Source organism: Bradyrhizobium sp. 33ap4, from assembly GCF_032654765.1.
Classification (GTDB): Bacteria; Pseudomonadota; Alphaproteobacteria; order Rhizobiales; family Xanthobacteraceae; genus Bradyrhizobium; species Bradyrhizobium australafricanum.
The window spans coordinates 1-12,868 of record NZ_JAUMTJ010000033.1 but is presented as its reverse complement, the minus strand read 5'-3'; the positions used below and the strand labels follow the sequence as shown (position 1 = coordinate 12,868).

The 12,868-nt window shown below is 66.0% G+C and carries 10 protein-coding genes; 7 read left to right on the top strand and 3 right to left on the bottom strand.

Features of this window, described 5'->3' with window-relative positions; genetic code table 11:
- Positions 1 to 14 precede the first annotated feature (14 nt).
- A complete protein-coding gene (locus tag Q2M23_RS24450; protein ID WP_016844958.1) occupies positions 15 to 1,352 on the top strand; it encodes an MFS transporter in 1,338 nt (445 codons plus the stop codon).
- A gap of 50 nt (positions 1,353 to 1,402) precedes the next feature.
- Here the strand turns inward: Q2M23_RS24450 and Q2M23_RS24445 are convergent, their stop codons facing one another.
- Positions 1,403 to 2,362: a LysR family transcriptional regulator gene (locus Q2M23_RS24445; RefSeq protein WP_316397293.1), complete on the bottom strand. Its 960-nt coding sequence runs from the start codon at positions 2,360 to 2,362 to the stop codon at positions 1,403 to 1,405.
- A 139-nt stretch (positions 2,363 to 2,501) separates the two neighbouring features.
- Between Q2M23_RS24445 and Q2M23_RS24440 the strand changes: the two genes are divergently transcribed.
- Positions 2,502 to 3,482 carry a Bug family tripartite tricarboxylate transporter substrate binding protein gene (locus Q2M23_RS24440; RefSeq protein WP_316397292.1) on the top strand — a complete coding sequence of 327 codons (981 nt, stop codon included), beginning with the start codon at positions 2,502 to 2,504 and terminating at the stop codon, positions 3,480 to 3,482.
- Positions 3,483 to 3,491: 9 nt separating this feature from the next.
- Here Q2M23_RS24440 and Q2M23_RS24435 read toward each other — a convergent pair whose 3' ends face one another.
- A complete protein-coding gene (locus tag Q2M23_RS24435; RefSeq protein WP_316397291.1) occupies positions 3,492 to 5,834 on the bottom strand; it encodes an exopolysaccharide transport family protein in 2,343 nt (780 codons plus the stop codon).
- A gap of 175 nt (positions 5,835 to 6,009) precedes the next feature.
- Here Q2M23_RS24435 and Q2M23_RS24430 point away from each other — a divergent pair, with 175 nt between their 5' ends.
- From Q2M23_RS24430 to Q2M23_RS24415, 4 genes are all read left to right on the top strand, one after another.
- Complete coding sequence (locus Q2M23_RS24430) at positions 6,010 to 6,621, top strand: polysaccharide biosynthesis/export family protein (protein WP_076825284.1); 612 nt, start codon at positions 6,010 to 6,012, stop codon at positions 6,619 to 6,621.
- Positions 6,622 to 6,624: 3 nt separating this feature from the next.
- Positions 6,625 to 7,764, top strand: a complete 1,140-nt coding sequence (locus tag Q2M23_RS24425) for a glycosyltransferase family 4 protein (protein ID WP_316397290.1) — start codon at positions 6,625 to 6,627, stop codon at positions 7,762 to 7,764.
- Positions 7,765 to 7,879: 115 nt separating this feature from the next.
- Entirely contained in the window at positions 7,880 to 9,424 is a 1,545-nt protein-coding gene (locus tag Q2M23_RS24420; protein WP_316397289.1) for an undecaprenyl-phosphate glucose phosphotransferase, read from the top strand.
- Between the two features lie 146 nt (positions 9,425 to 9,570).
- Positions 9,571 to 10,839 carry an O-antigen ligase family protein gene (locus Q2M23_RS24415; protein WP_076825280.1) on the top strand — a complete coding sequence of 423 codons (1,269 nt, stop codon included), beginning with the start codon at positions 9,571 to 9,573 and terminating at the stop codon, positions 10,837 to 10,839.
- Here the strand turns inward: Q2M23_RS24415 and Q2M23_RS24410 are convergent.
- Positions 10,811 to 11,305: a MarR family transcriptional regulator gene (locus Q2M23_RS24410; protein WP_141341084.1), complete on the bottom strand. Its 495-nt coding sequence runs from the start codon at positions 11,303 to 11,305 to the stop codon at positions 10,811 to 10,813. The genes Q2M23_RS24415 and Q2M23_RS24410 overlap by 29 nt on opposite strands.
- 123 nt (positions 11,306 to 11,428) lie before the next feature.
- On the opposite strand from Q2M23_RS24410, the gene Q2M23_RS24405 reads away from it, so the two are divergent.
- Positions 11,429 to 12,628 carry an FAD-dependent oxidoreductase gene (locus Q2M23_RS24405; RefSeq protein WP_310885897.1) on the top strand — a complete coding sequence of 400 codons (1,200 nt, stop codon included), beginning with the start codon at positions 11,429 to 11,431 and terminating at the stop codon, positions 12,626 to 12,628.
- Positions 12,629 to 12,868: the final 240 nt, after the last annotated feature.

The window sequence follows — 12,868 nt, the reverse complement described above, 5'->3', positions numbered from 1 at the left end:
AAAAACAGGAAGGGATGGGAACGATGAGCGACGATGTCGAGAAGCGCGCGATCGGAAAGATGATGCGGCGGCTGATTCCGTTCCTCATCCTGTGTTACTTCGTGGCCTATCTCGATCGCGTCAATGTCGGCTTCGCCAAGCTGCATATGAACGCGGCGCTCGGCCTCAGCGAGGCCGCCTACGGGCTCGGCGCCGGGCTGTTCTTCATCGGCTACTTCTTCTTCGAGGTGCCCTCCAACATCCTGCTGGAGCGGTTCGGTGCGCGGCGGTGGATCGCCCGCATCATGATCAGCTGGGGCATCGTCTCGGCCGCATTTGCCTTCATCCCGCAGATGTCCGCGGCGAGCGGCCTGTCGAGCGAATGGATCTTCTACTTCCTGCGCCTCCTGCTCGGCGCCTGCGAAGCCGGCTTCTTCCCGGGCATCATCTTCTATTTGACGCTCTGGTTCCCGTCGGTGTACCGCGCGCGCGTCATCAGCCTGTTCATGCTGGCGATCCCGATCTCGAGCATCATCGGGGCGCCGATCTCGGGATTGCTGCTCAACCTGTCGGGCGCCGGCCTGACCGGATGGCAGTGGCTGTTCGTCTGCGAGGCATTGCCGTCGGTCCTGGTCGGCTTCGCTGTCCTGACCTTCCTGCCGGATTTTCCGCGCCAGGCAAGCTGGCTGCAGCCCGACGAGGTCAAGTGGATTCAGACGACGCTTGAGCGCGAGCGGCAGCAAACCGAGGCCGTGGAGCATATTTCCGTCCTGCAGTCGCTCACCGACTCGCGGGTCCTTGCCTGCGCCTTCGTGTATTTCTGCCTCAACGCGGCAAGCTACGGCGTCGCATTCTTCCTGCCCACCATCATCAAGGCGTTTGGCGTCACCGACACCCAGACCGGCTTGATCGCGGCCCTGCCCTTCGTGTTCGGCGCGGTCGGCATGGTGCTGCTCGGCCGCCATTCCGACAAGACCGGCGAGCGGCGATACCATGTCGCCGGCGCGCTGACGCTCGCCGCCGTCGGTATCGGCCTTGCCGGGCTGGTGTCGAATCCGGTGCTGATCGTCGCCCTGCTCTGCCTTGCGCAGATCGGCGTGTCGGCGGTGCCGCCGATGTTCTGGCCGATGCCGGCAGGTATCCTGACCGGCGCCTCGGCGGCGGCAGGCATTGCCGCGATCAACTCGCTCGGCAACCTGTCAGGCTTCGCCGGCCCATTCGCCGTCGGCTATCTGAAGGACCTGACGGGCAGCTTTACGGCAGGGCTGCTGCTGCTCGCCGTGATGGGACTGATCGGCGCGCTGGTCACGATCAGGCTGCGGATCGATCCGGTGCTCGAGCGAACCGCGCGCGAGCCGATGATGGCGCACTAGGCATCGGGCGCCTCCACCGGATGGGATGGGAACGGCGCCGGTAATGCCTGTCACCTGCCGGCGGCCGCCTTGCTTGCGGCCGCCTTGGCGATCTCACGGATGCACGCGATGAAGATCTCGGCGGTCGGGCCCAAGGTGCGGCCTTTCAACGTGACGATCGCGGCCGAGACGGCGGCCGCTCGCGGAAGCTGAACCGGAAGCTCCTTCAGCCCGAGATCACCGCCGGCAAACCGCGCGACCGAGCCCGGCAGCACGGTGATGAAGCGGCCGGTCGCGGCGAGCCGGCAGCACAAATGAAGCGACAGCGTCGTGATCGGCGCGCTTGGCATCTGCATTCCGAATTCGCGAAACGTCTCCGCCACCGCGGCGCCCGGAAAGGTGTCCGGCGGAGGCAGCACCCAGCGCTCGTGTGCGAGGTCGGCCAATTCGAGCCTGGACGCGCGCGCCCATTTGCTTCGCCTTCCCGCGACCACGACGCGCCGATCGTCGAGCAAGGGCTCGACCGCCAGGTCCGTCTCGTCAAACGGCGTCGGCGTCCATCCAAGCAACAGATCGATGTTGCGCTCGCGCAGTTCGCGGTAGCGCAGATCGCTGAGAACGGTCTGCGCGACATTGATGCGGATGCCGGGATGCTGCCGCGTGAAGCGGTCGATCGCCACCGGAAGCAAGCCCGCTGCGATGCTCTCCGTGCTGCCGATGCGCAACTCTCCGATGCTCGGATCGGCCAGAAACTCGAGCTCCTGCAAGCCCTGGGTAAGCTCGTCGAAGATCGAGACCCCGCGTCGCACCAGAGCATGGCCATAGGCCGTCAGTTCGATGCCGTTACGGCAACGATCGAATAGCCGAAGGCCGAGCGCGTGCTCCATGCCGCTGACCGCCCGCGAAATCGCCGGCTGCGACACCGCGAGCTCCGCGGCAGCCTTCGCCATGCTGCCGCGCTGCGCGATAACGAGCAGGATGTGCAGGTCGCGCAGCTTGATCCGGCGTCGGGCACGCTCGATGTCCTGCATCAGCGATCCTTACCAAAACGGTTATGGACGCCTCAGACACTAGCATTGGACGTTTATCCCCGCCTCACGCATCCTCCGCGTGCGATGACGCAGATCGTCGCGCCCCGAACGGCGCGGCTCGACGACCATGGAGGCATGCATGTTGACCCGTCGCGACGTCCTGACCGCGTCAGCGGCCGGTGCCGCGCTCGCCGCCGCAGGCCTGGTCCGGCCAGTCGGCGCGCAGCCCCGCCTGAAGACCGCCCATATCCTGACCGGCTACACGCCCGGATTGCCCGACGCCGTCGCAAGGCTCGTTGCCGGGCAGATGAAGGACTATGCCGACTCCATCGTCGTTGAGACCCGGCCCGGCGCGAGCGGCCGGATTGCGATCGAGGCGGTAAAGAACGCCGAGGCCGATGGATCGGTCGTGCTGCTCGCGCCGCTTGGGTTCATCGCGCTGTTTCCACACACCTACAATTCGCTCGCATACACACCGCAGGACTTCACGCCGGTATCGACCGTCGGCTCATTCGCGACGCTGCTGGCGATCGGCCCGAAAGTCCCGAACGATGTCAGGAGCCTCGCCGACTTCGTCGCCTGGTGCCGCGCCAACCCGACACAGGCGACCTACGGCACGCCGGGCGTTGGCACCACCCTGCATTTCATCGGTGCGATGCTCGGCCGAACCGCGGGCTTCGACTATCTCCACGTGCCCTATCAAGGCAGAGGGGCGGTCCAGGATCTCCTGAAGGGCGAGATCGCGTCGGCGGTGATGCCGATCGACAGCCTGCTGGGTCAGGTCCAGTCCGGACAGCTTCGCGCTCTGGCGACGACCGGTCCCAGCCGTCTCAAATCCCTCCCCGATGTGCCGACGGTGGCGGAAGCCGGTTACCCCGGGCTTCAGGACGTGACCTGGTTCGGCATCTTCCTGCCGGCGAAGACGCCCGCGGCAATCGTCGCGCAACTCAACGGCGCGATCCAGGCGTCATTGCGCAGCGACGAGGTCAAGTCCGGCATGGCCAAACTGTCGGTCGACGTCGACGCAATCGCGATGAATGACTTTGCGCAACTGCTCGCCACCGAATCCGATCGCTGGAAAGGGATCGTGCGGGCGACCGGATTTACCCCGACGGGCTGACGGTGGCGCTCAGGCAGCCACCACCCGCGGGCCCCTCACAGCCGCTTCCGACGCCGCGCAGGGCTTGCTCAGCATCGTCACTTCGGCGAAGCCGACCGCCCTGAGTTGCTCGACCATCGAGTGGCGGGCATCCTGCGCCATGGTGGCGTCGGGCACGACGACCGCCTGCGCCTTCGCGGTCAGCAGTTCGGCCGGCAGGTCGAGGGCCGAACCGGCGTCGAGCAGCACGTGGTCGTAGACCCTGAGCAGCGCATCGATCGCAAGGGCGAGCCGCGGCGATTGCAGATGCGAGCGATCGAAGCCCGGACGCCCGGCGCTGACGATCTGAACACGCGACTGCCGGTCCTTGGTGATGATCTGCGCGAAGGTCGCCTCGCCCTGCATCAGCTCGGCAAGGCCGGGCGCCGCCGGATCGACGGTCGCCGACGTCAGCACCGGCGAGGACGCGACGAGATCGACGACGACAACCTTGGCCTGGCGCGCCATCAGACGCGCCAGCGTCAGGGCGGTCAACGTAACGCTATCAGCCGCGGCCGGGCCGAGCACGGTGACCTTGTGGGCGGCGGGACCGGCGGCGACAAGGCGCTCGGCGAGCTCATCGATCTCGTCGGCAGTCTGGGCGGACTCAGGCTGCGGCGGAGGTTCATAGGCAGCCGCAGGCTCCAGCGGCAGTTCGGGCTCCACGGCCGGCTTCGGCGCGACCGGCGATGCGAGCGCGGGTTCAGGGGGCAGCGCCGGCGCGGGGTGGTCCACGGTTGCGGCATCCATGACCGGCTCGCGGCGCCTGATCACGGCAGCCGCCGGCGCGAAGGCGCGGCCAACCGCACCGGGCGCGGAGATGCGCAGCAGCTCGCCGGTGATGATGATGCCGGATGACAGCAGCAGCGTCGCCAGCGTCGCGATCAGCACGATCGGCAGCTTCTTCGGATAGGCCGGCGTATTCGAAACCGAGGCGCGCGAGATGATGCGACCGTCGGTCGGCGCGGCCTCGATGTTCTCGCGCGCCGTCGCCTCGCGGTACTTGGCGAGATAGGCCTCCAGCAGGTCGCGCTGCGCCTTGGCTTCGCGCTCCAGCCCGCGCAGTTGCACGTCCTGGCTATTGCTAGACGACGCCTGCCTCTTCGACTGGTCCAGGCTCGCCTGCAACGCCATGACTCGGCCATCGGCGACGCGGGCGTCATTGTCCAGCGAGCGCGAAACCTTGCCGGCTTCTTCGCGCAATTGCCGGTCGAGATCGGCGATCTGCGCCTTCAATTCCTTGATGCGCGGATGGTTGTCGAGCAGCGTCGACGACTGCTCGGCAAGCTGCGCGCGCAGCGTGCCGCGCTGTTCGGCCAGCCGGCGGATCAGCTCGGAATTGAGCACCTCCGACGCCTCGATCGGCTTGCCGACCTGAAGCATCTCCCGGATCAGCCGTGCCTTGGTCTCGGCATCCGCCTTCAGCGCGCGGGCATTGTTGAGCTGCGTGTTCAGCTCACCCATCTGCTGGTTCGACAGCGGGATGTTGTTGGTGCCGACGAACAGGCTCGACTTCGAGCGGAATTCCTCGACGCGCGAATCCGCCTCCGCGACCTTGGTGCGCAGCTTGTCGATCTCGCCGAGCAGCCATGTGCTGGCGGATTTGGCCTGGTCCTGCCGCGCGGCCTGCTGCAGCACGAGATAGCCGTCCGCGATCGAGTTGGCGACGCGCGCCGCAAGCTCGGGATCCTCGGACTGGAACTCGATTACCATGACGCGCGACTTGTCGACCGCAAAAGCCTGGAAGCGCTCGTAATAGGAATCAAGCACCCGCTCTTCCGGCGTCAGGCTGAACGGGTCACGGCCGATGCCGAACAGCGCCAGCAGCGACTTCAGCGGCGAAAAGCCCCGCAGCACCGGATCGAACTCCGGACGTTCGGCCAGCTTGTTCTTCTTGATGATGTCGCGCGCGAGATCGCGCGACAGCAACAGCTGCACCTGGCTCGTCACCGCCTCGGCGTCGAGCGAGGTGCGCTCCAGGTCGCGCTCGCCGTTCGGACGCAGGAAGGCGTTCTCGCGATTGTCGATCAGGATTCGCGCTTCCGACTTGTAGCGCGGCGTCACGACGTTGACCGCGGCAAGCGACAACGCGAACACCAGCACCGTCGGCACGATGATCCAGCCGCGCTTGCGCGCCAGCGCGCGGCCGAGCACGTGCAGGTCAAGATCGGCCGCCTCCGCCGGACGGGCCGGCTTGTCAGGAGCAGGCTTGTCGGGATCAGGCTTGGGCGCAGCCGGCTTCACGACAGCTTCGTCGGCAACGGGCGCAGACTTCGGCAACGCCCGTTGCACGACGGCCTTATCCTTGCCTCTACGCCAGAATGCAAAACGCATAACGAACCCCCGCGGACACCGCGACTCCATCTCAATGGGGCGATTACAGTCCATTAAGGTTGCCGCTGGGTTAATCGGTGGGGTTGACGGGCATGGCCGCCACCACCCGCCCCGTCATTCTTTGTTAACCATGGGTGCCGTTAATCGGAGCCGATATTGTCGCGGGATTCCTTGCATGCGCGATCTGCGCGCTCCCCTTATTTGTCTGGTCGCTGCGCTCGCGCTGTCGGGCTGCATTGGCCGAACGTCGCCGCTTGCCGGTGACCCCGGTCTCGAACCGATGGCGTATGCTGCGCCCGTGGCCTATGCCGATCCCGCACCGACGCGCGAGGGCTATAATCTCGGCCCCGGCGACAAGCTCCGCGTTGTGGTCTATGGCCAGGAAGGGCTGACCAACGCCTATGCGATCGACGCCGCGGGCGCGATCACCATGCCGCTGATCGGCTCGGTGCCGGCGCGCGGCCGGACGCCCGCCGGGCTTGCCGCCGAGATCACCGCGCGGCTGCGCAACGGCTTCATCCGCGAGCCGTCGGTCGCAGTCGAGATCGAGGCCTACCGGCCGTTCTTCATCCTCGGCGAAGTCCAGGCCCCCGGCCAATATCCCTATGTGCCCAACATGACGGTCGAAAGCGCGATCGCGATCGCCGGCGGCTTCTCGCCGCGCGCCAGGCGCGACGAGGTTACCGTCACCCACACCAATGCATCCGGCGCCGGCCGCTTCGTCGCTCCCCTGGGCACGCCGATCGGCCCCGGCGACACCGTGTTCGTCGGCGAGCGCTGGTTCTGATCGATGGCGCAGGATCAAAATCAGCAACCGCCCCTCCGCATCCTGCACGTGGTGCGTGCCCCGGTCGGCGGCATCATTCGTCACATCCTCGACGTCGCCAACGGCCAGATCGAACGCGGCCATCATGTCGGCATCGTCGCCGACAGTTTGACCGGCGGCGCGCGGGCCGACGCGGCGCTTGCCGAGATCGAGCCGCGGCTCAAGCTCGGCGTCCACCGCGTCGCGATACGCCGTGAGCCGCGCTTCGCCGACTTCATGGTCTGGGCCCACATCGCCGGCCTGATCCGCAAGCTGAAACCCGATGTCGTCCACGGGCATGGCGCCAAGGCCGGCGCCTATGTCCGGCTGCGGCGGCGGTCGGGCAAGGTGATCCGGGTCTACACGCCGCATGGCGGCTCGCTGCACTACCCGCTCGACACCTGGAAGGGCCGCTTCTACAGCCAGCTCGAGCGCACCCTGATGAACAGCACCGACCTGTTCCTGTTCGAGAGCGCGTTTGCCCGCGACACCTATCAGCGCACCGTCGGCAAGCCGGCAGGCCTCGTGCGCTGCGTGTTCAACGGCGTCACCGCGGAGGAGTTCGAACCGGTCCCCCGCGCCGACGATGCCACCGACGTGGCCTATGTCGGCGAGTTCCGGCGCATCAAGGGCGCCGATCTGCTGATCGACGCGGTGGCGAAGCTGCGCGCCGAGGGCGAGCCGGTGACGTTGACGCTCGGCGGCGACGGCGAGGAATTCGAGCGCCTCAAGGAGCAGGTGAAGCGGCTGTCGCTCGGCGAGGCCGTCCGCTTCATCGGTCACGTCAAGGCGCGCTATGGCTTTTCGAAGGGCAGCCTGCTCGTGGTGCCCTCGCGCGGCGATTCGATGCCCTATGTAGTGATCGAGGCGGGCGCGGCCGGCGTTCCGATGATCGCCGCCGATGTCGGCGGCATCCCGGAGATCTTCGATACCCACACCGACGCCCTGTTCGCGCCGAGCAATGCTGGAGCGATGGCCGACGCGATCAAGGCCGCGCTCGACGATCCCGCCGCGACCGCGGCGCGCGCCGAGCGATTGCGCGAGCGGATTTCGGAACATTTCTCGCAAAGCGCGATGGTCGAGGGGGTACTGGCCGGCTATCGCGACGCATTTGCCAAACGTTAACCACTTCTTGCACACGTAACCGTTTCTTCCGATTTGTCCCCTTAAGTCACGCCCGGGGGAATTTTCGTGCTGCGCGCGGATGCCCATCTGCATGCGCAGGAATGGACGTGGACTCGTGGAACCGTTTAACGCACGCTCGATGCTGGATGCCGCTGCGTCTGCGACGGCCGCTCAGCCGCAGATCGAACGGCGCCGGCGCCTCTCGCCGGCCGCGCTCGCCGTTACCAACCAGAAGGTTCGCGGCGCCTACTCGCCGGTTGTGATCGCCGGCGCGGTTCGCCTCGCCGACTTCGTGCTGCTCAGCCTGGTCGGCGTCGGGCTCTATCTCGCCTATGTCAGGCCGCTCGCCGGCGGCAGTATTCACTGGGGGTACATCGCATCGATCCTCGGCATGTCGGCTGCCGCCGTGGTCTGCTTCCAGGCCGCCGATATCTACCAGGTGCAGATCTTCCGCGGCCAGCTTCGCCAGATGACGCGCATGATCTCGTCGTGGGCCGTCGTGTTCCTGCTGTTCATCGGCATCTCCTTCCTGGTCAAGCTCGGCGGCGAGGTCTCGCGGGTCTGGCTGTCGTCGTTCTTCTGCGTCGGCCTTGCGGTGCTGATCGCCGAACGGCTGCTGCTGCGATCGATGGTGCGCGCCTGGGCGCATGACGGCCGGCTCGACCGCCGCACCATCATCGTCGGAGCAGACCACAATGGCGAGCAGCTGATCGAGGCGCTGAACGCCGAGGATGATTCCGACATCCATCTGCTCGGCGTGTTCGACGACCGCAATGACGATCGCGCCACCAACACCTGCGCCGGCGCACCGAAACTCGGCAAGATCGATGACATCGTCGAATTCGCCCGCCGCACCCGCGTCGACCTCGTGCTGTTCGCGCTGCCGATCTCGGCGGAGACCCGCATCCTGGAAATGCTGAAGAAGCTGTGGGTGCTGCCGGTCGACATCCGCCTGTCGGCCCATACCAACAAGCTGCGCTTCCACCCCCGTTCCTATTCCTATATCGGCAAGGTGCCGACGCTCGATATGTTCGAGGCGCCGATCACCGACTGGGATCTGGTGCTGAAATGGCTGTTCGACCGCGTGGTCGGCGGTCTGGCCTTGGTTGCGGCGCTGCCGGTGTTGGGACTGGTGGCGCTCGCGGTGAAACTCGACAGCCCCGGCCCGGTGCTGTTCCGCCAGAAGCGCTTCGGCTTCAACAATGAGCGGATCGACGTCTACAAATTCCGCTCGCTCTACCACCATCAGGCCGACCCCACCGCCTCCAAGGTGGTGACCAAGAACGATCCGCGCGTGACCCGCGTCGGCCGCTTCATCCGCAAAACCTCGCTCGACGAATTGCCGCAACTGTTCAACGTTGTGCTGAAGGGCAATCTCTCGCTGGTCGGCCCGCGCCCGCACGCCGTGCAGAGCAAGCTGGAGAACCGCCTGTTCGACGAGGCGGTCGACGGCTACTTCGCCCGCCACCGCGTCAAGCCCGGCATCACCGGCTGGGCGCAGATCAACGGCTGGCGCGGCGAGGTCGACACTGACGAGAAGATCCAGAAGCGCGTCGAATACGACCTCTATTACATCGAGAACTGGTCGGTGCTGTTCGACCTCTACATCCTGCTCAAGACCCCGTTCTCGCTGCTAACGAAAAGCGAGAACGCGTACTGATCGAGGCGGGTTCAAACCGCACGTCATTGCGAGCGCAGCGAAGCAATCCACGCTGCCGCTAGGGGATAGGTGGATTGCGTCGTCGCTGACGCTCCTCGCAATAACGGGTGTCAGGTTCTGTGTCCGTTGCGTTGCGTGAGTATCCGATGGCCTATGCGGCGACAGCCGGGACGACCCATTCGCTGACATCAGCACCAACGGGCGTGCTGGCGCTGCAGCGGGCGCTGGTGTGGCTGGCCGGCGCGTCCGGCGCCATCGTGTTCATCGAGCCGAGCCCGTATGAGCTCGTCACGCTGACTGCCTGCGTGCTGTTCTTCGCCACGGGCCTGCGCATGCGGCTCGTGTTCATGCCGCTGCTGTTCACATTGATCGTGCTCAATGTCGGCTACAGCATCGGTGCGGTGCCGTTCCTCGACAAGCCGGAGGTGGTGAACTGGATCCTGACCTCCTGGTACATGGCCATCACCGTCATCTTCTTCGCGATGGTGATGTCGGAGGATACCGAAGCCCGCCTCGACATGCTGCGCCGCGGCCTGATCGTCGGCGCGATGATCGCTTCGCTCGCCGGCATCGCCGGCTACTTCCGTCTGGTGCCCGGCGGCTACGACCTGCTGACGCTGTATGACCGCGCCCGCGGAACCTTCAAGGACCCGAACGTGCTCGGCGCCTTCCTGATCCTGCCGGCGCTGTTCACGCTGCAGAGCGTGGTCTCCGACCGCTTCGGCAAGGCGCTCCGCAACGCCATCGCCTTCGGCATCATCTCGCTCGCGATCCTGCTGTCGTTCTCGCGCGCCGCCTGGGGCGGCCTCGTGATCACCGCGGCCTTCATGCTGGCGCTGATGGTGTTCACCAGCCGCTCGCAGGCGCAGCGCTCGCGCATCATCGTGATGACCTTGATCGCCGCGATCCTGGCCGTGGCGCTGATCGCTGTGCTGCTCTCGATCGGCTCGGTCGCGGACATGTTCAAGCAGCGCGCGAGCTTCGACCAGAGCTATGACGAAGGCCGCTTCGGCCGGTTCGGCCGCCACATCCTCGGCGCCCAGATGGCGCTCGAGCTGCCGTTCGGCATCGGGCCGCTGCAATTCCACACCTACTTCCCCGAGGACACCCACAATTCCTATCTCAACGCCTTCATGTCGGGCGGCTGGATCTCGGGGATTTGCTATCCGGCGCTGGTGTTCGTCACCGCGATCATCGGCTTCCGCTACATCTACATGCGGGTGCCGTGGCAGCGCGGCTATCTCGCGGTCTTCTCGGCGTTCCTCGGCTTCGTCGGCGAGAGCTTCATCATCGATACCGACCACTGGCGGCACTTCTGGATGATGCTGGGCACGATGTGGGGCATGTATGCGGCAGCCGAGCACTACCGCGCGACGTCGGCACGGATCATCGACGAGTCTTCGGCGGCATCTTGAGACTGGCGCGCTGCTCCGGCGGCATGTCGATCACCGCCTTCAATGCTCCGGTCGCTTCCAGCACGCCCTTGTAGCCGTCATTGGCGAAGCGCAGCAGCAAGCGCAGCTCGTCGTCGGTGTAGCTGCTCCACAGCTTGAGCATCGCCTCCTGCATCGGCACGTAGAACTTGCCGATCTCCGCCGCTTTTTCCTCCACCACCGAGATGAAGACCTTGCGGCGGTCGCTCTCGTCCCGCTCGCGGCGCACGTAACCCGCCTTCTCCAGACGATCGACCACGCCGGTGATCGCGCCGGTGGTCAGCCCGGTGACCTCGGCGAGGCGCCCCGCGGTCACACGCCCCTCAAGGTGCAGGATGTCCATGCATTCCATGTCGGAGTTGGAGATTCCGGCCATGTTTGCAACGGCTTGGCCGTACATCACGCCCTGCGCGGATGACCGGCGCATCGCCTCCTCGAGTTCCTGCATCAGCGCTTCGCGCGACGTCGTGCTTGACAAATCGGCTCCTATATCTTACTCGCCTAATATCTTATAAACTAAGATAATTAGCAACTGACCTTTCCTATCCCACACGGATGCATGGAGCAAGGCATGACCTCACGTCCCCGTAAAGCTCTGATCATCGGCGCCGGCATCGCAGGCCCTGTCACCGCGATGTTCCTGACCCGCGCCGGAATCGAGACCGAGCTCTATGAAGCCTGGCCCTACTCCACCGGGATCGGCGGCGGGCTGCAGATCGCGCCGAACGGCATGCACGTGCTGGCGGAGCTCGGCCTCGCCGACGAGTTGATCCGCAACGGCTCGATCGCGGAGTCCTTCGACTTCTATTCGCAGGGCGGCAAGAAGCTCGGCTCGCTCAACCAGAACATGCAGCAGCGCTTCGGCCAGCCCGCGGTGAACATGTGCCGCGCGACGTTGAACGAGACGCTGATCGACAAGGCCTGGGCCTCCAACGTCTCGGTGTTCTTCGAGAGGAAACTGGTGAAGATCGAGGACCGCGGCGATCAGCCCGTGATCGCCTATTTCAACGACGGCACCACCGCCGAGGGTGATTTCGTGATCGGCGCCGACGGCGTGCACTCTGCGGTGCGGCGCCATGTGATCCCTGACGGCCCGACGCCGTTCGACACCGGGCTGATCGGCTTCGGCGGATTCGTGCCCCGCGCGGTGATCGAGAAGCTGCCGATCGGCCAGAGGGTGGCGACCACGTTCGGGCAGAGCGGCTTCTTCGGCTTTGGGATGTGCAGCCCCGATCCGGACACGGGCGCGATGTGGTGGAGCACGCAGCCGTCGCACGGCATGACCGCGGCGGCCTACCGGTTGCAGAGCCAGGCCGCGATCAGGCAGCATCTGCGCGATTTCCACGCCGGCTGGCACGCGCCGATCCCCGAGATCATCGAAGCCGCCGAGAATATCGTGGTCACCGACACGCTCGACGTCGCGACGCTGCCGACCTGGTCGCGCAAGCGCACCCTGTTGATCGGCGACGCCGCGCACGCGACGAGCCCGCATGCCGGCCAGGGCGCATCGCTGGCGCTGGAAGACGCGCTGCGGCTCGGCATCCTGATGCGCGACGGCCAGGAGCTCGGCATGACGTTCCAGGCTTTCGAGCACGAGCGGCGCCCGCGCGCCGAGAAGATCGTGGCGATCGCCCGCCGCAACGGCAACAGCAAGCGCGAGTTCAGCCCGACCGGCGCCTGGCTCCGCGATCACATGTTGAAGCTGCTGCTGCCGGTGTCGTCCAAGGGAATGGACTTCATGTACGCTTATAATCCGCGCGCGGCGGCGTAGCGCCTCTCCCTCTCCCCGTCCTTCACGGGGTCGAGACGAGCGAAGCTCGCTCTTAGAGGGTTGGGGTGAGCGGCTCTCTCCACGAGCAATGCGATCGGACGGACCTGTACCCCTCACCCGGATCGCATCTGACGATGCGATCCGACCTCTCCCCGCAAGCGCTGGGGTGTCCGGGGAAATTCAGGCATAGCGGAGCTCCATCTGGTCAGGTGAGATGGTTGATTTCCGACGGCTGGGGTT